Annotated in this window: 22 protein-coding genes; 11 read left to right on the plus strand and 11 right to left on the minus strand. The window is 65.9% G+C overall.

Features of this window, described 5'->3' with window-relative positions; all coding sequences use genetic code 11:
* Positions 1-57: 57 nt before the first annotated feature.
* Genes BLU39_RS11520 through BLU39_RS11530 form a run of 3 tightly spaced genes read right to left on the minus strand, consistent with a single transcriptional unit; the run spans position 58 to position 3,373 of the window.
* A complete protein-coding gene (locus BLU39_RS11520; protein WP_092713079.1) occupies positions 58-1,425 on the minus strand; it encodes a sigma 54-interacting transcriptional regulator in 1,368 nt (455 codons plus the stop codon).
* Positions 1,422-1,964, minus strand: coding sequence for a hypothetical protein (locus BLU39_RS11525; RefSeq protein WP_254788955.1), 543 nt, complete (start codon positions 1,962-1,964; stop codon positions 1,422-1,424). Before BLU39_RS11525 ends, BLU39_RS11520 begins: the two co-directional genes overlap by 4 nt.
* On the minus strand, positions 1,961-3,373 hold the full coding sequence (locus BLU39_RS11530) for a HAMP domain-containing sensor histidine kinase (protein ID WP_092713081.1): 1,413 nt from the start codon (positions 3,371-3,373) through the stop codon (positions 1,961-1,963). Before BLU39_RS11530 ends, BLU39_RS11525 begins: the two co-directional genes overlap by 4 nt.
* Before the next feature lie 284 nt (positions 3,374-3,657).
* Between BLU39_RS11530 and BLU39_RS11535 the strand changes: the two genes are divergently transcribed.
* Positions 3,658-6,528: an insulinase family protein gene (locus tag BLU39_RS11535; RefSeq protein WP_092713083.1), complete on the plus strand. Its 2,871-nt coding sequence runs from the start codon at positions 3,658-3,660 to the stop codon at positions 6,526-6,528.
* Between the two features lie 174 nt (positions 6,529-6,702).
* Here the strand turns inward: BLU39_RS11535 and BLU39_RS11540 are convergent, their stop codons facing one another.
* Positions 6,703-7,107, minus strand: coding sequence for a VOC family protein (locus BLU39_RS11540; protein ID WP_092713085.1), 405 nt, complete (start codon positions 7,105-7,107; stop codon positions 6,703-6,705).
* Between the two features lie 57 nt (positions 7,108-7,164).
* Positions 7,165-8,055, minus strand: a complete 891-nt coding sequence (locus tag BLU39_RS11545; RefSeq protein ID WP_092713087.1) for a helix-turn-helix domain-containing protein — start codon at positions 8,053-8,055, stop codon at positions 7,165-7,167.
* A 130-nt stretch (positions 8,056-8,185) separates the two neighbouring features.
* Between BLU39_RS11545 and BLU39_RS11550 the strand changes: the two genes are divergently transcribed.
* Entirely contained in the window at positions 8,186-8,551 is a 366-nt protein-coding gene (locus BLU39_RS11550; protein WP_175539274.1) for a methyltransferase family protein, read from the plus strand.
* A gap of 117 nt (positions 8,552-8,668) precedes the next feature.
* The gene (locus BLU39_RS11555; protein ID WP_092713091.1) at positions 8,669-9,421 is read left to right on the plus strand and encodes an SDR family oxidoreductase; all 753 of its coding nucleotides are present in this window, start codon (positions 8,669-8,671) and stop codon (positions 9,419-9,421) included.
* Here BLU39_RS11555 and BLU39_RS11560 read toward each other — a convergent pair.
* Complete coding sequence (locus tag BLU39_RS11560; protein ID WP_092713093.1) at positions 9,418-10,317, minus strand: LysR substrate-binding domain-containing protein; 900 nt, start codon at positions 10,315-10,317, stop codon at positions 9,418-9,420. The genes BLU39_RS11555 and BLU39_RS11560 overlap by 4 nt on opposite strands.
* Before the next feature lie 111 nt (positions 10,318-10,428).
* On the opposite strand from BLU39_RS11560, the gene BLU39_RS11565 reads away from it, so the two are divergent.
* A complete protein-coding gene (locus BLU39_RS11565; protein WP_092713095.1) occupies positions 10,429-11,694 on the plus strand; it encodes an MFS transporter in 1,266 nt (421 codons plus the stop codon).
* Here BLU39_RS11565 and BLU39_RS11570 read toward each other — a convergent pair.
* Positions 11,691-12,350, minus strand: a complete 660-nt coding sequence (locus BLU39_RS11570) for a helix-turn-helix transcriptional regulator (protein WP_092713097.1) — start codon at positions 12,348-12,350, stop codon at positions 11,691-11,693. The genes BLU39_RS11565 and BLU39_RS11570 overlap by 4 nt on opposite strands.
* 123 nt (positions 12,351-12,473) lie before the next feature.
* Here BLU39_RS11570 and BLU39_RS11575 point away from each other — a divergent pair, with 123 nt between their 5' ends.
* The 5 genes from BLU39_RS11575 to BLU39_RS11595 are packed head-to-tail and all read left to right on the plus strand — an operon-like array spanning position 12,474 to position 19,208.
* Complete coding sequence (locus tag BLU39_RS11575; protein ID WP_092713099.1) at positions 12,474-12,956, plus strand: DUF2165 family protein; 483 nt, start codon at positions 12,474-12,476, stop codon at positions 12,954-12,956.
* A 46-nt stretch (positions 12,957-13,002) separates the two neighbouring features.
* Positions 13,003-14,103 (plus strand): efflux RND transporter periplasmic adaptor subunit, encoded by a 1,101-nt coding sequence (locus tag BLU39_RS11580; RefSeq protein WP_092713101.1) that lies wholly within the window; start codon positions 13,003-13,005, stop codon positions 14,101-14,103.
* A gap of 15 nt (positions 14,104-14,118) precedes the next feature.
* Complete coding sequence (locus tag BLU39_RS11585) at positions 14,119-17,211, plus strand: MexW/MexI family multidrug efflux RND transporter permease subunit (RefSeq protein ID WP_092713103.1); 3,093 nt, start codon at positions 14,119-14,121, stop codon at positions 17,209-17,211.
* Positions 17,208-18,608, plus strand: a complete 1,401-nt coding sequence (locus BLU39_RS11590) for an efflux transporter outer membrane subunit (RefSeq protein WP_092713105.1) — start codon at positions 17,208-17,210, stop codon at positions 18,606-18,608. The genes BLU39_RS11585 and BLU39_RS11590 overlap by 4 nt, the downstream gene beginning before the upstream one ends.
* A gap of 24 nt (positions 18,609-18,632) precedes the next feature.
* The gene (locus BLU39_RS11595; RefSeq protein WP_092713107.1) at positions 18,633-19,208 is read left to right on the plus strand and encodes a DUF1349 domain-containing protein; all 576 of its coding nucleotides are present in this window, start codon (positions 18,633-18,635) and stop codon (positions 19,206-19,208) included.
* Positions 19,209-19,226: 18 nt separating this feature from the next.
* Here the strand turns inward: BLU39_RS11595 and BLU39_RS11600 are convergent, their stop codons facing one another.
* From BLU39_RS11600 to BLU39_RS11615, 4 genes are all read right to left on the minus strand, one after another.
* Entirely contained in the window at positions 19,227-20,129 is a 903-nt protein-coding gene (locus tag BLU39_RS11600; protein ID WP_217635069.1) for a ZIP family metal transporter, read from the minus strand.
* A 24-nt stretch (positions 20,130-20,153) separates the two neighbouring features.
* Positions 20,154-21,062 carry a manganese catalase family protein gene (locus tag BLU39_RS11605; RefSeq protein ID WP_092713109.1) on the minus strand — a complete coding sequence of 303 codons (909 nt, stop codon included), beginning with the start codon at positions 21,060-21,062 and terminating at the stop codon, positions 20,154-20,156.
* 29 nt (positions 21,063-21,091) lie between these two features.
* The gene (locus BLU39_RS11610; RefSeq protein ID WP_092713111.1) at positions 21,092-21,448 is read right to left on the minus strand and encodes a hypothetical protein; all 357 of its coding nucleotides are present in this window, start codon (positions 21,446-21,448) and stop codon (positions 21,092-21,094) included.
* A 102-nt stretch (positions 21,449-21,550) separates the two neighbouring features.
* Positions 21,551-22,018 carry a hypothetical protein gene (locus BLU39_RS11615; RefSeq protein ID WP_092713113.1) on the minus strand — a complete coding sequence of 156 codons (468 nt, stop codon included), beginning with the start codon at positions 22,016-22,018 and terminating at the stop codon, positions 21,551-21,553.
* A gap of 78 nt (positions 22,019-22,096) precedes the next feature.
* On the opposite strand from BLU39_RS11615, the gene BLU39_RS11620 reads away from it, so the two are divergent.
* The gene (locus BLU39_RS11620; protein ID WP_092713115.1) at positions 22,097-23,407 is read left to right on the plus strand and encodes an SDR family oxidoreductase; all 1,311 of its coding nucleotides are present in this window, start codon (positions 22,097-22,099) and stop codon (positions 23,405-23,407) included.
* On the plus strand, positions 23,395-23,859 hold the full coding sequence (locus BLU39_RS11625; RefSeq protein WP_092713117.1) for a DUF2269 family protein: 465 nt from the start codon (positions 23,395-23,397) through the stop codon (positions 23,857-23,859). Before BLU39_RS11620 ends, BLU39_RS11625 begins: the two co-directional genes overlap by 13 nt.
* The last annotated feature ends 18 nt before the right edge of the window (positions 23,860-23,877 follow it).

Consider the following 23,877-nt stretch of genomic DNA (forward strand, 5'->3'; position numbering starts at 1 on the left):
GCAGGAACGTCAATGTTCCACACCAAGCCACTGATTTATAACGCTTTATTTTTGTCGCTATTCAGCGACAGGGTCGCCATCGCCCCGAAACAGGGCCGGCGTCAGCTCGTATTTCTGCAATAAGCGGTAGAACTCCGTGCGGTTGCGGTCGGCCAGGCGGGCCGCGTCGGCCACGTTGCCGTCCGTCAGGCGCAGCAGCTGAATCAGGTAGTCGCGCTCGAAGCGCTGCTTGGCTTCGTTATAGCTGAGCGCTTCCAGCGACGGCACGCGCAGCGCACGCTGCACCAGGGACAAGGGCACCAGCGGCGCCGTGGCCAGCGCGCACACTTGCTCGACGACATTGACCAGCTGGCGCACATTGCCGGGCCATGGCGCGGCCACCAGCGCCGTCAAGGCGTCGGGCGCAAAACCGTTCAGCGGTTTTTGATACTTGGCCGCCAGCTTCTGCAGGAAATGGTTGGCCAGCAGGGCGATATCTTCGCGGCGCTCGGCCAGCGGCGGCAGGGTCAAGGTCACGACGTTGAGGCGGTAATACAGGTCTTCGCGGAATTGCCCCTCGGTCATCGCCACGTCGAGGTCGCGGTGCGTGGCCGACAGCAGGCGCACGTCCACCGGACGCGTCTGGTCGGCGCCGACGGGGCGCACGGCGCGCTCCTGCAGCACGCGCAGCAGTTTCACCTGCAGCGGCAAGGGCATGTCGCCGATCTCATCCAAAAACAGGGTGCCGCCATCGGCCGCCTGGAACAAGCCTTCGCGGTTGCCGACGGCGCCCGTAAACGATCCCTTCACGTGACCGAACAGTTCCGATTCCAGCAGCTGCTCGGGAATGGCGCCGCAGTTGACGGCGATAAACGGCGCCTTGGCGCGGCGGCTGGCGTTGTGCAGCGCGCGCGCCAGCAATTCCTTGCCCGTTCCGCTGGGGCCGCGGATCAAGATGCTGGCGTCGGAGCCCGCCACCAGCTTGGCTTCGGCCAGCAATTCGGCCATCTGCGAACTGCGGCTGATCAGCTCGGCACGCCAGCTCTCGTCGCCGGACGCTTGCGCCGGCATGACGGTGGACAAGTTGATGGCATACGCCACTTTTTCCATCAAGAGCTTGCCGTCGAACGGTTTCGTCAGGTAGGCAAACGCGCCGCGCGCCGTCGCGTCGACGGCGTCGGGAATCGTGCCGTGCGCCGTCAGCAAAATGACGGGCAGGGCCGCATGCTGGCGGCGGATTTCATCGAACAGGGCCAGGCCGTCGCGGCCCGGCAATTGCACGTCGGTAATGACCAGGGCCGGCAATTCCACGGCCAGGCGCGCCAGCGCCGCTTCCGCGCTGCCCACGGCCGTGACCCGATAATTGCCCGCCTTCAGGCGGATGGTCAGCAAACGCAGCAGGTCTGGATCGTCGTCGACCAATAAAATGTGGGGGTGTTCGCTCATTTCGGCGCTCCCGCGGCAGGGCGCACGGACAGGCTGCGCTCGATGTTTTTCAGCGCTTCGAGTTTTTCATTGAGCAAGTCGTTGCGGCGCTGGGCGTCGCGCAGCTGCGTGTTGAGCTTGTCGATGCTCTCTTCCTGGCGGCGCAGTTCCGCATACTGGCTGCCCAGCAATTGGGCCAGCGGCGCCAGCAGTTGCGCATCCTTGCCCGTGGCCGTGGCCAGCGGTTCCAACAGCGCCTGCGCGCGGGCCAGGTCGCCGGGGCCGCGCAAGGCCGCCTGCAGCATGGCGCGGCGTATCGTGTTCTGCGGCGCATGGTCCGCTTTCGCCAGGTCCAGCTGCGCTTTCGCCAGCTCCGACGGCGTCATCAGGCGCAAGGCGCTTTGATACGCAAGCAGTTCGGTGAGCTGGGGATCGGCTACCACCACCACGCGCGGCGGCGTTTGCACCAGCACGGGCGTCTGGATGGGGGGCTTGGCGGCACAAGCGATCAACAGCAGCGCGCAGGCGGCCATGGCGGCCAGGGAAATTCTCGTCATCATAAGGGCAGTTCTATCCGAAAATGCGCGCCGGCGGGGCGCGGTAAAAGAGTGACGCTGCCATCGTGGGCGGCGATATATTCGCGCACGATGGACAGGCCGATGCCATTGCCGTTGCGCGCGCCGGCCGCCTGGCGCACTCCCTGGTAAAACGGTTCAAAAATACGCGCGGCATCCTCGGGCGCCACGCCGGCGCCCTCGTCGATGCAGTCGATGCGCACGCGGCCGCCTTCGCAAGACAAGCTAAAGCGCACGGTGCCGCCTTCCGGGCTGAAGCGCACGGCATTCGACAGCAAATTCGCCAGCGCCGTCGCCAGCTTGTCGCGGTCGGCCTGCACGATCAGGGACTCGCCCAGCACCTCGACCGTCAAGCGGCGCGCCAGCCATTGCAGGCGCTGCCCGGCCACCACATCTTGCAGCAAGACGAGCAAGTCGACCTTGCTGTGCGCCAGATGCTGGGCGTCAAAAGCGGCGGTATTGTAGCGCAGCAAGTCCTCGATCTGGGTTTGCAAGGACGCCGTGTTTTGCTGCAGGATGCCGGCGATTTCGCGCTGGCTGTCGCTGAGCTTGCCGGCCACCTCGTCTTCCAGCAAGGCCACGCCTTCGCGCAGGGCCGCCAGCGGGGTCTTCAGCTCATGCGAAATGTGGCGCAGAAAACGTTCCTTGTCAGCATCGAGGTCGGCCAGGCGCTGGCGCAGCCAGTCCAGCTGCTGGCCCAGGCGGCGCGTGTCGGCCGGGCCGCCGACAACGATGGGCTGATCGTAGCGTTTGTCACCGAGGCGCTCGATGGCCGTCTTGATGCGGCGCAGCGGGCGCGACAACAGAAAGCCGAAGCAGGTGGCCAGCACGGCCGCCAGCAGCACGGCGCCGCCCACCAGTATGCCCAGCAGGCGGCGCTGGCGTTCCAGCTCGGCCAGCAGGGCGTCGTTGCGGCTGCCGATTTCCGTCTTGCTTTCGCGCGCCAGGCTGTCATTGATTTGCGCCATGCGGGCGAACGCGCGGTACACGACGGCGTGACCATCGCGCTTGCGGCGCTTGCCAGCCTGTAAGACTTCCCACGCCGATTGCGCCTGCACCGTCCATTCGTCGGCCAATTGGGGAGCGAACTCGGGCGTGGCGCGGTTCAGCACTTGCAGCGCCGCCGCCGCTTCGTCGCGGGCCGCCGCGAAACGCTCGCGGAACACGGGATCATCGAGCACGAGAAACTGGCGCGCGCTGCGCTCCATGGCCAGGGTGCGCTCGGACAGGCGCTGCGACTGTTCCGTCAGGGTAATCGCCTGCGCCGCCGTCTCGCGCCCCAGCCGCGCCAGATGTTCCAGGGTCAGCAGGGCTTGCACGGAGGTGGCCGTCAAAATGCCCGTCGTCAAAATGAAGGCGGCAAATAACAGTTGGCGAAAGGAAAGTCGGGACAAGGTAGGCGCCTTCGGTTCAGTCTGGAGAGAGTAAAAGGCGCATGGTACGCTAAGCCTTCATCGCGGGGCGCCAGCTGTCAAAAATAGCCGACCTGATAACATTGTTGCTTTTGCGTCCCACAAGCAAGCCTCGGCGGCGGCGCGCAGATACTCCTAGTACAATAGGGAAAAACTTCATACAGGCATCAAAGTGGCCCCGGCCCTGGCATTACGCCGCTTTGCCCCCACATGTGATGCAGCCCCACCGACACTCCGAATCACCTACCGCAGAGATCCCATACCGCATGAGCACATTTGAAAAAGTCAGCAGCAACTTCATTCCAGTCTTGCAGGCAACCATCGAGCAATATGTCGAGCCAGCAACGGGCATGCGCCATATCCACATGCATACCGAGCAGGCTGAGATGGTGTTCCTGGTGGCCTTTCCCACTGTGCCCGAAGTGAGCGACGGGCGCGCCCACATCCTGGAACACCTGGCCTTGTGCGGCTCGTCGCGCTACCCGGTGCGCGACCCGTTCTTCTCGATGCTGCGCCGCTCGACGGCCACGTTCATGAATGCGATGACCTATCCGGACCGCACCGTGTACCCGTTCGCCAGTACCGACCGCAAGGATTTCTTCAACCTGCTCGACGTGTACCTGGACGCGGCCTTCTTCCCGAACCTCGATTACCTGAACTTCCGCCAGGAAGGCTGGCGCCATGCCTTCGAAGGCGACAAGCTCGTGTACCAGGGCATCGTCTTCAATGAAATGAAGGGCGCTTTCAACAGCCCCATGCGCGCGCTCGACAGCGGCATCGCCAGCGCCTTGCTCAAGGGCACGACGTATGAAGTGGAATCGGGTGGCGATCCGCTCGACATCCCCGAGCTGACGCATGACATGCTGAAAGCATTCCACGCCAGCCACTATCATCCTTCGCAAGCCGTGATCATGACGTCCGGCAATATCGAAGCGTCGGCCGTGCAGGAGCAAGTGGCGCAGCGCGTGCTGTCCAAGCTCAGCGGCTTCAGCCCGCGCCGCCTGCCGCAACTGGCGCCCGCATGGACGGCGCCGCAGGAAAACGTGGTAAAAATTCCGTCGCAGGAAGCGCGCGACGATGAATTCGGCCTGCAATTCGCCTGGCTGATGGGCGAGTCGAGCGACCCCATCGCCTACTACCACGCGCATCTGCTGTCGCACGGCTTGCTCGGTGAATCGTCGGCGCCCGTCATGCGCGCCATGGAATCGGCCGGCTATGGCCGCCCATCGGACATGAATGGCCGCGATGCGGGCATCCGCCAGATGGTGTTCCACATCGGCATGGAAGGGTTGACCCAGGAACAGATCGCCGATGCGCACCAGCGCATCTGGACGGCGCTGGAAGAAACGGCGCAAGAGGGCATCCCGGCCGCCGTGCTGCACGCGGCCTTGCGCGACATCAAGTACAGCCAGCGCGAGATCAGCAGCGGCCGCATGCCTTACGGCCTGGGCCGCTTGCTGCACGCCTTGCCGCTGGCCATGTACGATGGCAACGTCATGGATGCCTTCGACAACGCGGCGATTCTGGAAACCCTGGAACAGCAAATCGAGGACCCGGAATTCTTCAAGCAGCTGGTGCGCGAACTGATCGCCAACCCGACCCGTTTGACGACGCACGTGGTGCCCGACAGCGCCTACTTCACGGACCGCGCCGCCCAGGAAGACGCCAAGCTGGCGGCCCTGCAGGCGAAGCTGACGGATGCCGAGCGCGAGCACATCGTCGCCGAGTCCGCCGCACTGGAAGCGCATCAGCAACTGCCATCGAATTCCGAAGTCTTGCCGCGCATCCGCCCTGGCGACGTCAGCGCCTTGCCGCGCCCGGCCCTGCCGATTCCGGCCGCCGTCGACGGCGCCGTGGCGTTCAGCATCGCCTCGAACGGCATCAGCTATGCCAACGTGCTGTACGACGTGTCGGGCTTGCCGGAAGCGTCGTGGCCATGGCTGCGTCTGTACACGGACCTGGCGCCGGAACTGGGCGTGGGCGACATGTCGTTCGACGACGCCAGCGCCTGGCGCCAGAGCATGGTGCCCTCGTTCCACATCGGCCTGGAAGCCATTCCCCGCCCGCAACAGGCGATGCGCGTGGAACTGTCGTTCTCGGCCAGCGGTTTGCGCGAAGAACACGCGGCGATTGCCGCCGTGCTGTCGGCCTGGATCGCCAAGCCCCGCTTCGATGAAGAAGATCGCCTGGCCTTCCTGATCGAAAGCCTGGTGCAAGACAAACTCTCCAGCCTGGCCGAGTCCGGCAACCGCTACGCCATGCTGGCCTCGGCAGCACCGCTGTCGCCCACGCGCCGCTTCGACGACATCGTCGGCGGCCCGGCAGCATTGCCGTTCTACCGCCGTTTGCAGCAGCTGAGCAAGACGTCGGCAGGCTTGCAGGAAATCGCACGCGAACTCGACACCCTGCACGCGCACATCATCGCCCAGCCGCCGACCGTGCTGTGCGCGGGCCTGGAGCAGGATGGCATCACCCTGGCCCGCTTGCTGGAATTGCCGGCTGCCAGCACGGACGCGGCCGCGCCAGCCGTTGCTGCCGCAGCTGCCGCCTTGCCGCTGGCCAACACGGCCCTGCATGCGACAAGCCAGATCAACCATTGCTTCGTTTCCTGGGCCGTGCCGGGCGTGCACAATCCGGACGCTGCGGCCCTGGCTGTCGCCGCCGAGCTGATGACCAACCAGGTGCTGCATACGGCCCTGCGCGAAAAAGGCGGCGCGTATGGCGGCAGCGCCAGCTACGCGGCCGGCGCCGGCACGTTCACCCTGAGTTCCTACCGCGATCCGCGCCTGGCCGGCACGTTTGCCGATTTCGGCACGACGCTCGATCAAATCCTCGACGGCGATTTCTCGCAGGAGCAAGTGGAAGAAGCCATCATCTGCGTCATCAAGGGCCTCGACAAGCCGCATTCGCCGTACGCGGAAGCGCTGACGGCGTGGAACATGCAGCAGCGCGGCACGACGGAAGCCGTGCGCCAGCAATTCCGCACCGGCGTGCTGAACTGCACCCTGGCGCAGATCAAGGCCGTCACGCGCACATGGCTGAAAAACGGCCAGCCGAGCCGAGCCGCGTTTGCAGGTAATACAACGCAAGATCTGGCCGGGCTGGAAGTGGTGGATCTGCTGGCGCTGGCTTCTTAAGCTGGGCAGGCGGATCGTGTCGGATTACGCGGCGTACCGCCGCTAATCCGACCTACGCTACGGATCGGGTAGGTCGGATTAGCGTGGCGTAGCCGCGCGTAATCCGACACCACCACGGGCCAACAATGTTGTCGGATTACGTGCGGCCCTGCCGCACTAATCCGACCTACGATGCTATTGGGGGACAGAATTAGGTTCCATATACATTAATTCCCACTGGTGCCCATCCGGATCCTGGAAACTATGTCCATACATGAAGCCGTAATCCATCGGCTCCTTGTAGATGCTGCCGCCCGCCTGGACGGCCTTCGCCACCAGCGCATCGACTTCGCCGCGGCTCTCGGCCGACAGGCACACGAGCACTTCCGTCGCCACGGTGGTGTCGCACAGCTGCTTGGGCGTAAATTGCTTGAACTTGTCGTGCGTCAACAGCATGACAAAAATGTCGTCGGTGACGATCATGCACGTCGCCGTTTCATCCGTGAAATGGGCATTGAAACTGAAGCCCAGCGCCGTGAAAAACGCCACGGAGCGTTCCAGCGACTGGACGGGCAGATTGACAAAGATTTTGCGGGCCATCATGTCTCCTAGTAGGTCGTATGAGTAGGTGCTGCCCGCCGATTCTACACCGGCTGTTCAGCCCTTCGCGCGCGCCACGGTCTTGGGCGCGTAGCCGAAATAACGGCTGAACGCGGCGCTGAAATTGGCCGGGTGGCGATAGCCCGTTTGCCAGCCCGCCTGCGCCACCTGGCAACCATTTTCCAGCAATAACTTTGCCCGTTGCATGCGCAGCGCCAGCAGGGTGCGCTGCGGGCTGTCGTTGTAGCGGTAGCGCCATCCCTGCTTGAGCTTGAACAAGCTCAAGCCCACCTGCGCGCACAGGTAATCGAGCGTGAGTTCCTGCGCCATCTGTTCCTGCATCAGCGCGTGCACGCGTTCCAGTTTGGCGATATCGGCCTCGGACCAGCGCGGCACGGCAGAGGGCGCCGGCCGCAGTGCCCGCAATTGCTCCGCAAGCAGGCTGAGTACGCCGATATGCACGGCCAGCGGGTCCGTCGCGCGCAGCAGCGCGCGCGCGTGCAGGGCGGAGGCGGCCGTCGTGGCCGCATGCGCCAGCTGGCGCGCGCCGCCGTTGGGCAACAGGCAAGCCAGGCCCTCCGGCCAGTAGCGCGCCAGCGCCTCTTCCCCGACCAGCACGCGCAATTGCGCCGCCCGTTGATTCGCCTCGAAACGGCGCTCGCCGCTCGTGTGGCGAAACGCCGTCACCGTCGTATGGCCGCCCTGGAAACGCAGTTGTTCGCCATCGCGCGTGACGTAGCCGGACGCGCCTTCCAGGCCGATGGTGATCACCATGCCGCCCGCGTCGTCATGCTTCGATTGCTCGACGAGCGCCAGGCGCGGACGGTAATCGGAATGCACGAGCAGCAAGCCCTGGTCGACCTGGCGCTGCTCGGCGCGGCACTCTTTCAACCCCGGGTCCAGCTGGCGCCGTGTCCAGCCTGCCGCTTCCCAGTTCTGTCCCATCATCGCTCCCCCTGTTTTCCCGCGCGCCGACACGCATACGAAATGCGCCGTGCCGCATACAAATGCAAATGATAATTATTCTCATTGTTGCATAAAATAGGCATCCATGCCCATCACGCCGAAAGGAAGCGCCATGCCAATACCTTCGCAACACGCCTTGCAACCCGACCGTAACCTGGCCATCGCGCCCTTCCAGGCGGACGGGCTGGCCGCCGCCCTGGAACTGGGTATTTTCGATGCGCTGGCCACGCCGCACACGCCGGCGCAACTGGCCGCAGCCCTGTCGCTGCATGCGCCGCATACGGCCATGCTGCTGGAACTGCTCTGGAGCATGCAGATGCTGGAATGCGACGGGACCGATGACGGCATGCGGCGCTACCGCTGCACGGCCACTACCTTGCAGTATTTCTGCCGCAACTCTGTTGCCTTTTGCGGCGACGCCTGGCTGTCCCGGCTGCATGCGCTGGCGCCCGCGCAAGTAGCGATTGAACGCGCCTAACAATTACCATTTAGTAATTATGTTTTTTATAGCAAAAATGGGAGCAAATGCGCTAAGCTGTGCCGGCATTGATCGATGTCATCCGCAGCACTCCGCTGCCTCCACAGGGAATCCATCATGAGTCTGAATATCGCAGGGAAAGTCGTCGTCATCACCGGTGCCAGCAGCGGCCTGGGCGAAGCCACCGCGCGCCATCTGGCGGCGCTGGGCGCTTCCGTCATGCTCGGCGCGCGCCGCATGGACTTGCTCACTACCATTGCCGAGGAAATCACGGCCGCCGGCGGTCAGGCCGCCATCGCCCAGACCGATGTCACCCAGGCGGGCGACCTGACGCGGTTGGTTGACACGGCCCTGGCCGTGTTCGGCAAGGTCGACGTGCTGATCAACAATGCGGGGCTGATGGCCATCGCACCGATGAGCGCCTTGAAGGTCGACGAGTGGAACAACATGATCGATATCAACATCAAGGGCGTACTCAACGGCATCGCCGCCGTGCTGCCGCATTTCCTGGCGCAAAACAGCGGCCACTTCATCAATATTTCGTCGGTGGCGGGACAAAAAGTCTTCAGCCCGGGCGGCACCGTCTACAGCGGCACCAAGTTTGCCGTCAGCGCCATTTCGGAAGGCTTGCGCCATGAGCTGGCGGCCAGCGGCGGCGCCATCCGCACGACGGTCATTGCGCCGGGCGCCGTGGACACGCCATTGAGCGAGGGCAGCAGCCATGCCGAGAGCGCCAAGGCCGTCAAGGAGTTCTACCAGATTGCCATTCCCGCCGCCTCGGTGGCGCGCGCCATCGCGTATGCGATCGAGCAGCCGGCCGACGTGGATATCAACGAGATCGTGCTGCGCCCGACGGCGCAGGCGTTTTAAGCGGGGTCAGTCTGCAGCGCGGCGATGATCAGGTCCGCCAGCCGCTCGACGGGCGGCCTGCTCACCGGTGACGCACGCAACAGTTCCAGCGACAGCGGGGGCAGGGCGGGCAAGCCGGCCGCCACGTGATCGAGCACGCACACGGAAGACGGCAAGCCCAGGCCCGTGCGCACCGTCACGCCCAGCCCTGCCGCGGCGGCCGCCCACAGGCCTGCCAGGCTGGGACTGGTAAACGCCGTGCGCCAGGCGATGCCGGCCCGGTCCAGCGCCTGCGTGGCGCAGCGCTGGAACAGGCATTCGCGGTCGAACGCAATGAGCGGCAAAGGCTCGCCCGATTCGGGCCGCCAGGCCAGGCTCGACGAGGCGATCCAGCGCATGGCCGGTTCGGCGATATGCTGGCGCTGCTGCGGCGGATACTCGGCCACGTCGGCGATGCCCGCGCCGCCCCACAGCAGGGCCAGGTCCAGCTGGCCCATGGCCAGCCCTTCCATCAAGGCCGTGTTGCGCGCCACGTGCGCCTCGATGCGCACTTTCGGATGCGCGCGCGCAAAGCGTCCCAGCACGTCCGGCAGCAAGGCTTCGCCGAAATCCTCTTGCAGACCCAGCCTGATCCAGCCTTCCAGTTCCGCGCCCCGCAAGGCGACGGCCGCCTCGTCGTTGAGTTCCAGCAGGCGGCGCGCATAGCCGAGCAAGACTTCGCCGGCCGGCGTCAGCGCCAGGCCCCGTCCATCCTTGCGAAACAGGGGCATGCCCGCCTGCTCCTCGAGTTTTTTCAGCTGCGCGCTGACGGCCGAGGTGGAACGGCCCACCTTGTCCGCCGCGCGGGCAAAGCTGCCCAGCTCGATGCCAGCCACATAGCTGCGCAGGAAGGCGATGTCGAAATTAAGCAAGCTCATGGCATCAATACAATCGTCCGGTTTTATGGGATGGTTTAACGTAAATTATCTGATATTCAGAATGATCGTACTGCGCAACACTGTCAGGGTCAACCACTTACTTTCCTTGCCATGAGCACCAATTGCCAAGCTCTTCCTGTTCCTGTCTCCGCCACCGTGCCCGCGCCGGGCGACGCTCACCGCTGGAAAGTGCTGGCCGTCGGCGTGGCGGCCAATGCCAGCTTTTCCGCCGCCGCCAACGGCATGCCCACCACGGCCATCTGGCTGCGCAGCGGCTATCACCTGAGCAATACGGACCTGGGGGTGGCGCTGGGCGCCATGGGCCTGGGCGTGGCCTTGACCGAATTGCCATGGGGTATGGCCACCGACCGCTGGGGCGACCGCCCCGTGCTGCTGACCGGCTTGCTGGGCACCATGCTGGCACTATTGACCTTGCTGCTGTGGATCACGCCCGCTGACGGTTCCGTGCCTCCGTTGTGGGCGCTGGCGGCCGGGCTGGCCCTGGTCGGCGTGCTGGGCGGCAGCGTGAATGGCGCCAGCGGCCGCGCCGTGATGCGCTGGTTCGGCGCCGGCGAACGGGGTTTCGCCATGAGCATCCGCCAGACGGCCGTGCCGCTGGGCGGCGGCCTCGGCGCCCTCATCCTGCCCAGCCTGGCCTCGCGCCATGGCTTCATGCCCGTGTTTGGCGCCCTGGCCCTCGTATGCGGCCTGTCGGCGTTTTTTACGTGGCGCTGGATGCATGAACCCGATTTTTCTGCCGAGGCCGCCACGGGCCCGCAAAACGCGCCCAAAGGCCCATTGAAAGACCAGGCAACGTTGCCCCTGAAGAATCGCAAAGTCTGGCGCATGGTGGCCGCCATCGGCTTGCTGTGCGTGCCCCAGTTTGCCGTGCTCAGCTTTGCCACCGTGTTCCTGCACGATGACGGCAACCTGGGCCTGGCGGAAATCACGGCCGTGATGGTGGCCCTGCAGGGGGGCGCCATGGTGATGCGCATCTGGAGCGGGCGCTACACGGACCGCCACGCGAACCGGCCCGCCTGGCTGCGCGGCTCGGCCCTGGTGGCGCTGGCCACGTTCGTGCTGCTGGGCATGGCCGCCGCATACGATGCGCCAGGCTGGGTCTTGATGAGTGCCGTGGTGGTGGCCGGCATCGCCGTGTCCGCCTGGCATGGCGTGGCCTACACGGAACTGGCCACGGAAGCGGGCGGCGCCAACGCGGGCACGGCCTTGGGAATGGCAAACACGGCCGTGTACGTGGGCCTGTTCCTCACGCCGATTGCCATCCCGCATTTGCTGGCGGCCAGCAACTGGCCCGTCGTGTGGTGGCTGGCGGGGCTGGTGGCACTGCTGGCCCGGCCATTGTTTCCGAAAGCCTAGGGCAGCGCCCTGATCCGGTACACGCAGCGCATGGCGTTGGCCAGCACGTGCTGCTCGCGCACGATGCTGGCGTTCGGCCCCACCACTTCCTGGAACAGCTGCAATTCGGAGCGGCAAAAGCCCTGGCAGGTGCGCGCGGCGGCACAGATGGGGCAGTGGTCTTCGATCAGCAGCCAGTCCTTGCCGTCCGCTTCCACGCGCGCCATATAACCCTCTTCATCGCGCACGGCCGCCAGTTGCCGCAGTCGCGTGGGCAAGTCCGGCGCCGAGCACGCCTGCGCATACGCGCCGCGGCTTTCCTCTTCGCGCTGCGTGATGAGTTTATCCAGGCCCGTCTCGCCGAACAGCTGGCGCACGGAACCGATCAGCTTGATCGTCAGCTGCGCATGCGTGTCGGGAAAGCGCGCATTGCCCGCTTCCGTCAAGACCCAGTTCTGGCGCGGCCGGCCGGCGCCCGCCTGCGCTTCCTGCCGTCCCTCGATCAAGCCCGCCGCCACCAGCTTTTGCACTTGCTGGCGCGCCGCCTCGCCCGTCATGTCCAGGGTCTTGGCCAGGGTCGCCGTGGAGACGGGTCCCTTGGTCTTGATGAAATACAGGATGCGCTCCGTCGTTTGCGGCACCTCGCTATTATCCAAACGTTTACTTGTGTAATTCATTTCACTCAACTATCATGGGGCAAGTTAACCAACTAATTGCTTGCATAATAGGCCGGTAGCTCCCCGCTGTCGAGGAGTTTCCACGTCCGCGTGCCGGCAAGACACTTTTTGGACGGGAATCCCATGCAGCTGCAGCACTCGATCTGGCTGTTTCACGCCATCCTCGCTACCGGCCTGGCCATCTGGCTGACCTTGGCCGCCATCAACAACCTGCACGCCTTCCACGGCGCCGTCTGGGCCATCGGCAACACCATGCGCATGGACCCGCTGCGCCAGGACCCGACCATCCAGACACCGCTGCTGCGCCGCGCGCTCACGTCCTTGCGCTTACACCGGCTGGCGCTGGGCGTGGTGCTGGCCTTGCAGCTGCTGGCCGCCATCGCCGCCTGGACGGGCGTGGCGCTGTTTGCCGGCGACGGCCTGACCGCTGCCTTGCCCTGGCTGAACCTGGCCTTGTGCGCCATGGCCGCCTTTTTGCTGCTGATGCACCTGGGCGGCCTGTGGTTCGGCTACTGGATCGCGCAGGAAGGCTTGCAGACGACGCATCTGGTGCTGCTGCTGTGGACCCTGGCGCTGTTTTTCACCTTCAACGCGCAGCGGACCTGACCAGCCTCCGCTGCGCCTCTTCTTCCCAGTTGTAAAGGACTTCATCATGCATACGAAACTCGTCGGCGCCTCCGCGCTGGCCATCACCCTGGCCGTCGCGGGCGCCGCGCTCTATCCGCGTGCCGACTCGCATGCGGCCGATGCCGCCGCCTACCCCGCCACCAAGGTGGCGCTGGTGCCCGTCGTGCTGGGCACGCAGGAACGCTACTTTGCCGGCGTGGGCGAACTGGAAGCGGCGCGCCAGGTGCAGGTGGCGGCCGAAACGGGCGGGCGCATCACGCAGATCCGCTTCGCATCGGGGCAAAGCGTGGCGGCCGGCGCCGTGCTGGTGCAGCTCAATGATGCGCCGGAACAGGCGGCCCTGCTGCGCCAGCGCGCGCAGCTGAAAAACGCGGAAAGCAGCCACGCCCGCACGGCGCAGATGGTGAAGGAAAAGGCGGCCACGCAGGAGCAGCTCGATAGTGCGCTGGCAGCGCGCGATGCGGCCTTGGGCGACGTGCGCCAGACGGAGGCGCTGATCGCGCAAAAGACCATCCGCGCACCGTTCGCCGGACAGCTGGGCATCCGCAAGGTGCACGCGGGCCAGTACCTGAACGCGGCCGACACGGTGGCCAGCCTGATCGACACGAAGTCGCTGATGGTGAACTTCGCCCTCGATGAACAGAGCAGCGCGAAACTGGCGCCAGGCCAGGCCGTGCAAGTGCTGGTGGACGCCTATCCCGGCGACGTCTTCACGGCCAAAATCAACGCCATCGACCCGCTGATCTCTCGTTCGCGCATGGTGCAGGTGCAGGCGGCGCTGAACAATCCGCGCGGCGCGCTCAAAGCGGGCATGTACGCGAATGTGCGCGTGGCGCGCGAAGCGGGCCGGCAGCTGACGGTGCCGGAAACGGCAGTGACCTACAGCGCATATGGCGACACGGTCTTCGTCGCGCAGCAGGAAGGAAAACAGCCGCTCACCGTCAAGCGCGTGGGCGTGAAACTGGGCGAGCGGGCAGGGGGCCGGATCGCCATCCTCGACGGCTTGCGCGAGGGCCAGCGCGTGGTCGCTTCGGGCCAGCTGAAACTGGCCGATGGCATGGCCGTGCAAGCGGTCGCCAATACCTTGGACGAAGTAAAACGCGCCGCGCCCAAAGCCGGCTCGTAAAGGAAAGACATCACCATGAAATTTACCGATTTATTCGTACGCCGCCCCGTGCTGGCGCTGGTGATCAGCACATTGATTTTGATGCTGGGCGTGGTCGCCATCCTGCAGCTGCCGATCCGCCAGTATCCGATGCTCGAATCGTCCACCATCACCGTCAAAACCACGTATCCGGGCGCCTCGGCGGAACTGATGCAGGGCTTTGTCACCCAGCCGATCGCGCAAGCCGTGTCGTCAGTGGAAGGCATCGATTACCTGACGTCGTCGTCGGTGCAGGGCAGCAGCACGGTCACCGTGCGCATGGAACTGAACCGCGATTCCACGCAAGCGTTGACGGAAGTGATGGCCAAGGTCAACCAGGTGCGCTACAAGCTGCCCGAAGGCGCCTTTGATCCCGTCATCGAGCGCTCGGCCGGCGATTCCTCGGCCGTCGCCTATGTCGGCTTTGCCAGCGAGAGCGTGTCCGCGCCCGCGCTGACGGATTATCTGGCGCGCGTCGTGCAACCGATGTTCGCCACCATCGACGGCGTGGCAAAGGTCGACGTGTATGGCGGCCAGCAGCTGGCCATGCGCCTGTGGATAGACCCGGCGAAACTGGCCGCGCGGGGCCTGACGGCGGCCGACGTGGCAGATGCCGTGCGGCGCAATAACTACCAGGCGGCGCCCGGCAAAGTCAAAGGACAATTCGTCGTGTCTAATATCAGCGTCAACACGGATCTGACCAGCGTGGAGCAGTTCCGCGACATGGTCATACGCAAGGGCGCAGATGACAGCGCGGCGCTCGTGCGTCTGAAAGACGTGGGCACGGTGGAACTGGGCGCGGCCGCCACGGAGACGAGCGGCATCATGGACGGCGTGCCGGCCGTGTACCTGGGCCTGTCGCCCACACCCGGCGGCAACCCTTTGGTGATCGTCGACGGCATCAGGAAGCTGCTGCCCGAAATCCAGAAAACCCTGCCGCCGGGCGTGAAAGTCGAACTGGCGTTCGAGACGGCGCGCTTCATCCAGTCGTCCATCGACGAGGTGGCGCGCACCCTGCTCGAAGCGTTGCTGATCGTCGTCATCGTCATCTACCTGTGCATGGGTTCCTTGCGCTCCGTGCTGATACCCGTCGTGACGATCCCCCTGTCGATGCTGGGCGCGGCGGCGCTGATGCTGGCCTTCGGCTTCAGCATCAATTTATTGACCTTGCTGGCGATGGTGCTGGCCGTGGGCCTGGTGGTCGATGACGCCATCGTCGTGGTGGAAAACGTGCATAGGCATATAGAGGAAGGCAAGACGCCCGTGGCGGCCGCCCTCGTCGGTGCGCGCGAAGTGGCCGGCCCCGTGATCGCCATGACGATCACGCTGGCCGCCGTGTATGCGCCGATCGGCATGATGGGGGGACTCACGGGCGCGCTGTTCAAGGAATTCGCGCTGACCCTGGCCGGCGCCGTGGTGGTCTCGGGCGTGGTGGCCTTGACCCTGTCGCCCGTGATGAGCTCCTTGCTGCTGCAGCCCAAACAATCGGAAGGGCGCATGGCGCGCGCCGCCGAGCATTTCTTCGAGGGCTTGACCAGCCGCTATGCGCGCCTGCTGGACCGCTCCTTGCATCACCGCTGGCTCAGTGCCGGTTTCGCCGCGCTGGTGATGGTCAGTCTGCCGTTTTTGTACCTGCTGCCGCAGCGCGAACTGGCGCCGGCGGAAGACCAGGCCAGCGTGCTGACGGCGATCAAGGCGCCGCAGCACGCCAACCTCGATTACGTCGAGCGCTTTTCCTACAAGCTTGATGCCATCTACAAAAATATTCCCGAGACGGACTCGCGCTGGATCATCAATGGCGGCGAAGGGCCGGCATCGAGCATCGGCGGCATCAACCTGACGCCGTGGGCCGAACGGGCGCGCAATGCGGCCGTCATCCAGGCCGAATTGCAGCACGCCGTGGGCGACGTGGAAGGCACGAGCATCTTCGCCTTCCAGCTGGCGCCCTTGCCCGGATCGAGCGGCGGCTTGCCCGTGCAGATGGTCTTGCGCAGCGCGCAGGATTACGCCACCCTGTTTCGCACCATGGAAGACGTCAAGCAGCGTGCGCGCGCAAGCGGCCTGTTTGCCGTCGTCGACAGCGACCTCGATTACAACAACCCGGTGGTCAAAGTGCGCGTGGACCGTTCCAAGGCGAACAGCCTGGGCATCCGCATGCAGGATATCGGCGAGTCGCTGGCCGTGCTGGTGGGCGAAAATTATCTGAACCGTTTCGGCATGGATGGCCGCGCCTACGACGTCATCGCGCAAAGCCCGCGCGAGCAGCGCTTGACGGCGCAAGCCCTGACGCAGCAGTACGTGCGCGCCGACGATGGCAGCCTGCTGCCCCTGTCTGCTGTTGTCTCGGTGACGGAACAGATCGAGCCGAACATGCTGACCCAGTTCAACCAGCAAAACGCGGCCACCTTCCAGGGCGTGCCCGCGCCGGGCGTGACCCTCGGCGACGCCGTCGCCTTCCTCGATGGCGTGGCGAAAACCCTGCCGCCGGGCTTCAGCTACGACTGGCAATCGGACGCGCGCCAGTTCGCCACGGAAGGCAATACCCTGCTGCTGGCCTTCCTCGCGGCCGTCGTCGTCATCTACCTGGTGCTGGCGGCGCAGTACGAAAGTCTGACGGACCCGCTGATCATCCTGATCACCGTGCCGCTGTCGATCTGCGGCGCGCTGATTCCACTGGCCCTCGGCTACGCCACCGTCAACATCTATACGCAGATCGGCCTCGTGACCCTGATCGGCTTGATCAGCAAGCACGGCATCCTGATGGTGGAATTTGCCAACGAATTGCAGGTGCATGAACAGCTCGACCGCATCACGGCCATCCGCAAAGCGGCGCAGATCCGCTTGCGCCCGATTTTGATGACGACGGCGGCCATGGTGGTGGGCCTGGTGCCGCTGCTGTTCGCCTCGGGCGCGGGCGCCAACAGCCGTTTCGGCCTCGGTGTGGTGATCGTCTCGGGCATGTTGATCGGCACCTTCTTTACCCTGTTCGTGCTGCCCACCGTGTACACCTTTCTGGCGCGCCGCCACACGGCCGACCATGCCACGCCGCGTGCGCGCGATTTGTCGCAGGCGCTGAAGGAATCCCCATGAAAAATTACCGCTATCTAGCCTCCCTTTTTGCTGCCCTTTTCCCCGTGCTGGCCGGCTGCGCCGTCAGCCCCGCCTACGTCACGCCGGGCACGCCCGACATCGCCCTGGCCAGCCCGCAGCAAGCGCAATTCGCACCCGGCGCGAGCGCCGTCAGCGAGGCCGCCTGGTGGACATTTTTCGACGATGCGCGCCTGTCGCAGCTGATCGCCAGCGCGCTCGAACACAACCTCGATATCGCCCAGGCGCAGGCGAACCTGCTGGCCGCGCGCGCCGTCTTCGACGAACGCCGCCTCGATGAACTGCCTGCCGTCACAGGACAGGCGGGCTGGCGGCGCACCGTGCAGCAAGACACGCCCGACAGCCGCGCCGCCAGCGCCAGCACGCGCGTGGGTTTCGACGCGCAATGGGAGATCGACCTGTTCGGCCGCCTCGCGCATATCAGCCGCTCGGCACAGGCGCGCGCCGACGCGGCGCAGGCCGATTTGCGGCAGGTGCGGCTGACGATTGCCGCCGAGGTGGCGCGCAATTACTACGAGGCGCTGGGCTACCAGCAAAACCTGGCGCTGACGCAGGCGCAGGTGCACAGCTGGCGCGATACGGTGGCATTGGCCGACGCGCGCATCCGCGCCGGCAGCGGCTTGCCGGAAGAGCGCCACAACGCGCTGGCCAACCTGGCGCGCAGCGAGGCGATGCTGCCGCCCTTGCAGGCGGGCTTGCGCCAGGCGCAGTACCGGCTCGATGTCTTGAGCGGTCAAACCCCGGGCGCCATCGCGCTGGCCACCACACCCCGGCAACAGGCGCCGCTGGCGGGCCAGCTGCCGCTCGGCGACGTGAACCGCCTGATCAAGCAGCGTCCCGACGTGGTGCGCGCCGAACGCCTGCTGGCCGCCTCCAGCGAAGACGTGGGGGCCGCCACGGCCGACCTGTATCCGCGCCTGAGCCTGGGCGGCTTCCTGGGCTTTTTCGCGCTGCGCGGCAGCGGCGTGTTCGACGGCGGCGCGCGCGCCTTCGAGGTGGCGCCATCGGTCAGCTATCCGGCCTTCCGCCTGGGCAGCGTCAAGGCCCGCTTGCGCGGCACGCAGGCCGAGGCGCAAGGCGCGCTGGCGCGCTATGCGCAGGCCTTGTTAATCGCGCAGGAAGACGTGGAAAACGCCGTCACGCAGCTGGCGGAAAACCAGACGCGATTGGCGTCATTATTGCGGTCGGCGCGCCACGGCAACGCGGCCCTCGGCATCGCCAGCACGCGCTTTGCGGGCGGTTCCGGCAGCTACCAGGCCGTGCTGGAAAACCAGCGCGCCTTGTACGATATCCGGCGCGAAGCGCTGCTGGCGGAAACGGCGTCCTACATCGATGCGATTGCCCTGTACAAGGCGCTGGGATGGGGGCAAACTATGTAGTATTTTCGATCAAAAGGAGAGACGATGTTCACGCAAGGCAGCTGGCTCAATGCACCGGAAAACTGGTCCGCCGACGGCGCGCAATTGCGCGTGACAACGGACGCCAACACGGATTTCTGGCGCAAGACTTCGTATGGTTTTATCCGCGACAGCGGCCACTTTTTCGGCACCGAAGTCGATGGCGATTTCACGGCGCAGCTGCATGTGTCGGCGCAGTACGCAGCGCTGTACGACCAGGCCGGCATGATGGTACGCATCGATGCGGAAAACTGGATCAAGTGCGGTGTCGAATTTTCCGACGGCCAGCTCTTATTGAGCACCGTGCTGACGGCCGATACATCCGACTGGGCCGTCAGCATCGCGCCCGCCATGCCGGACGGTTTCTGGCTGCGCGTGACGGTGGAGCAGGGCGCGATCCGCGTGCAGTATTCGACGGATGGCAAGCTGTGGCCGCTGCTGCGCCTGGCGCCGTTTCCCGTGGCATCGCGCTACCTCGTCGGCCCCATGTGCTGCACGCCGGAACGGGCCGGACTTGAAGTCGTGTTTTCGCAGTTTTCCACCGGACCGGCGCTGCAAAAGGATTTGCACGATCTCACTTAGAACGCCACTGCGCCTTGCTTAGCTGAGCGCCGTATCGAGCACCATCATCAGGAGAAAACCGAACACCAGCGCGATACTGGCAAAACCACCATTGCCGCTGCGCTGCGCCTCGGGAATGGCGTCGTGCACGATGACGAACAGCATGGCGCCGGCGGCCGCCGCCAGGCCCCACGGCAGCAGGGCGGACGAGAGGCCGATCACGGCCAGCCCCGCCAGCGCCGCCACCGGTTCGACCAGCCCCGAAATGGCGCCCATGGCCACCGACAGACGCCGGCCATAGCCCACGCTGCGCAGCGCCAGCGCCACCACCATGCCTTCGGGCACGTCCTGGATGGCAATGCCGGCCGCCAGCGCATTGGCCTTGTCCAGGTCGATGCCCGCATAGCCGACGCCGATCGCCAATCCCTCTGGCAGGTTGTGCAAGGTAATGGCAAAGACAAAAATCCACGCCCGTTTCAAACTGCTGGCCGCGGCGGCGTCGGGCGCGCCGGGCGGCACGCGCGCACGCACGGCCAGGTTGAGCGCGATGATCAGCACCACGCCCGCCGCCATGGCCAGCGCCACCAGCAGGCTGGCCGCCAGCGGCGTGGCCGCATGCAGGCGCGCCGCACCCAAGGCCGGCAACACGAGGGAAAACGCCGTCGCCGCCAGCATCACGCCGGCGCCGAAGCCAAGAAATGCATCGTAGCTGCGCTGCGAAAATGTGTGCGACAACAGCACCGGCACGGTCCCGAGTGCCGTGGCACCGGCCGCCATGCCGCCACCGATCAGGGCCGGCGCCAGATGGGCATGGCGCAGCGCCAGCTGGGCCGTCAGCGCGTACAGCAAGCACAGCGCGCCACCGCCGCACAGGGCAAAGCCCACTGCATGGGGCCAGGACCAGTGTCTGGCCAGGGCCTGCAGCGCGCGCGGCGTGTTCACGCTGGTGGTGCCCGGCCAGCCGCGCTACAAGGGCATGGACGAGGTGCCGCCATCGCGGCCGTTGGGCCGCATGCCCAGTTCCGCGCCCGTCAACGGGTCGGCGTCCGGATTCGATGCCGTGCGCGCGGCCATCTGCCGCACCGTCGCCAGTTCGTCCTGCGGCAGCTTCACTTCCGCCTCGCCCGTGCCGCCATCGACGGCCATCTGCTGGCGCGGGTCGGAAATGTACTGCCACTTGCCGCCCTGGTTCCACGGCCCCCGCTCCTCGCCCGGCCCCTGCGACATGTTGAAATACACGTCCGCATACTGCGGGTCGCCCGGCAACTTGCCCGGCGGGAAGTTGGGCTCGATCGAATACAGGGCTTTTTCAAACGACTTCTGGTGCGCCACTTCACGCGTCATCAGGAAGCCCAGCGCTTCCTTCACGCCCGGATCGTCCGTCAGGTTGATGAGGCGCTCGTAGACGATCTTGGCGCGCGCCTCGGCCGCGATATTCGAGCGCAAATCGGCCGTCGGTTCGCCGATGGTGTCGATGTAGGCGGCCGTCCACGGCACGCCGGCCGAATTGACCAGCGGGGCGCCACCGCCGTACAGCACCTGCGTCACGTGGCTGTCGTTGCCCGCGCCCGTGATATTGCGGTACAGCTCCGCGGCCTGGTCGACCCCCTCGGCCAGCCGCCCCTTGGCGCCCTTGTTGAGCATGACGACGATATTGCCGATCACTTCCAGGTGGCTCAGTTCTTCCGTGGCGATATCGAACAGCATGTCCTTGCGGCCCGGATCGTCCTCGGACAAGGCTTGCGTGAAATAGCGGCAGGCGGCGGCCAGCTCGCCCTGCGGGCCGCCGAATTGTTCCAGCATCAGGTTGGCCAGCCCGGGATTGGGCTGCTCCACCCTGACCGTGTATTGCAGTCGCTTGTTGTGTGCAAACATGGTGCTCTCCTCGTTCACAGCACGCCGGCCTACTCGTGCTGATTCAGTGATCTGTGGATGTCCTTCGACTCGTTGCGGCCCGGCCGGTCGTCGGCCAGCTTGCCCGCTTCGCTCTGCGGCCGCTGCGCCGCGCCCTTGACGTGGGCGTTGTCGTCAGTTTGCGTCAGGGTGGCCAGGTTTTCCTGCTCCACCGGATCAGGCCCGCCCTGCGGCGTAATGACGTCATTGGCCCAGTGGCCGCTGTTGGCATTGCCGCTGGCCAGCTTGCCGCCGCCCTGGTTGGCATATGCATCGCCCTTCGACTTATAGGCGTCGGTCTTGTCCATGCGCGTGTTGCGGCCCTGGTCGGCGGGGTGCTGCGGGGTATTGCCGTGTTCGTCCTGCATGCGTTTCTCCTCGGTTGGTGGATGAAGACCCATGCTACTGGCGCGCGACCGCCGGCAAGATAGGAGCGCGGCGTGACGTCATGTAGGAAAGCGTCGCGTGCGTCAGCGCCGCCGCAGCCACAGCGCGCCGGCGGCCAGGCCGATGCCGAAGGCGCCGTACACGAGCAGCAGCGAGGGGCGCGACAGGCGCATCTCGTAGCCGGGCTGCAAACGGTGCGGCGTCAGCTGGTAATCCGTGAAGCAGGCCACGGCCGTGGCGCCGGCCGCCGCCGCGACGGTGGACGCTACGCGGCGCCGGTCGAGGATGCGCGCCGCATAACGCTCGAACAGCACGCCCCAGAACATGGCGCTGCAATGGTGGATGACGTAGCCGACCAGGGTGTGCCTGAGCGAGGCGTCGTCGCGGCGCGCCGCCTGGTCGCCCCACAGCCAGTGGCTGACGGCATTCACGGCGGCGAACACGCTGCCCGTTTCGCGCCGCCCGCACAGGGCCAGGGCGGCGGCGGACAAAAGGGAGGCAAGGCTGCCCGACAGGGCGCCATGACGCAGAGAGGGGGGTAGGGCGGGCATGGTTTTTCTCCAGTGGTGTAATCGCACAGTGAACTGAAACGCAAAAGACCTATCCAATCCCGACAAGAGGAGGCATGCATGCGCATACTGCTGACGGGAGCGAGCGGTTTCATCGGAACGCATGTTTCGACCGCGCTGCTGGCCGAAGGTTTCCAGCTCGCGTGCACGACGCGCCGCGCGCCGTCCCACGCCCGCATCGGCGATGCGCCGCGCGTGCGCCTGATCAAGGCCGATTTTGCGCGCGACACGGCCAAGGCCGCGTGGCTGCCGCGCCTGGCCGGCATCGACGTCGTCATCAACTGCGTCGGCATCATCGCCGAGCATGGCGCGCAGACGTTTGCGGCCCTGCACACGCAGGCGCCGCGCGCCCTGTTCGCCGCCTGCGCCGAGAGCGAGGTGCAGCTGGTGATACAACTGTCTGCCCTGGGCGCGGACGATGGCGCCGTCTCGCCCTACCACCTGAGCAAGAAGGCGGCCGACGATTTTCTCGCCAGCCTGCCGCTGCGCGCCGTCATCGTGCAGCCGTCGCTCGTGTATGGCGACGACGGCGGGAGCGCGCGCCTGTTCCGCATGCTGGCCAGCCTGCCCGTGTATCCCCGCTTCGGCCGCGCGCCGCAGCTGGTGCAGCCCGTGCACGTGGACGACCTGACCGATGTCATCGTCGCGCTGGTGCGCGGCGCGGGCGCGCTGGGCGGCCAGAAGGCGCGCCGCGTGCCCGTCGTGGGGCCGCAGGCGCTGCCGTTTGCGGCCTATCTGGCGGCGTTGCGCTCAGCCATGGGGCTGGGACGGCTGCGCGCCGTGCCGCTGCCCAGGTGGCTGATGCCGCCCGTGCTGCTGCTGGCCAGGCTGCTGGGCTTTGCCATGCCGGACCGCGCCACCCTGGGCATGCTCGAGCGCGGCAATACGGCCGATGCCGGACTCACGCGGCGTTTGCTCGGGCGCGTGCCGCGGCCCGTGGCGCAGTTCATCAGCGACGCGCGCGGCGCGGCCGTACGCGCCCGGCTGGACTGGCTGCTGCCTGTGCTGCGCCTGTCGATGGCCATCGTGTGGATCGCCACGGCCATCGTCTCGGCCGGCATCTATCCAGTCGAAGACAGCTATCGCCTGCTCGAACGCAGCGGCGTGCCGCCAGATTGGGCGCCGCCGCTGCTGGCCGGCGCCTGCCTGTTCGACCTGCTGCTGGGCATGGCCACCCTGGCGCTGCGCCCGCCGTGGCGGCGCTGGCTATGGCCGTTGCAAGCCGCACTCATCGTGTTCTATACCGTCTGGATCGCCGTATTCCTGCCGGAATTCCTGTGGCATCCGTATGGCCCCCTGACGAAAAACCTGCCCATGCTGGCGGCCCTGTGGCTGCTGTACCAACTGGAGGAAACACAATGGAATACCTGATCGTCAAATGGCTGCACATCGTCTCGTCGACCCTGCTGTTCGGCACCGGCATCGGCTCGGCCTTCTACCTGCTGTTCGCGAGCCTGAGCCGCGACGTGCGCGCCATCGCCGTCGTCAGCCGCCACGTGGTGCGCGCCGACTGGCTGTTTACGGCCACGACGGTGGTGTTCCAGCCGCTGAGCGGCTTTTACCTGGCCCACCTGGCCGGTTATCCCTTGGGCAGCCGCTGGATCGTCTGGTCCGTGGTGCTGTACCTGGTGGCGGGCGCCTGCTGGCTGCCCGTCGTGTGGCTGCAGATGCGCCTGCGCGACATGGCGCAAACGAGCGCGCGCGACGGCGTCGCCTTGCCGGCGCTGTACTGGCGCTATCTGCGCATCTGGACGGCGCTGGGCGTGCCCGCCTTCTTCGCCCTCATCGTCGTGTTTTACCTGATGACGGCCAAGCCGACTTGAACACGCATCACCGGGTTT

This window comes from Janthinobacterium sp. OK676, from assembly GCF_900103595.1.
Taxonomy (GTDB): Bacteria; Pseudomonadota; Gammaproteobacteria; order Burkholderiales; family Burkholderiaceae_D; genus Janthinobacterium.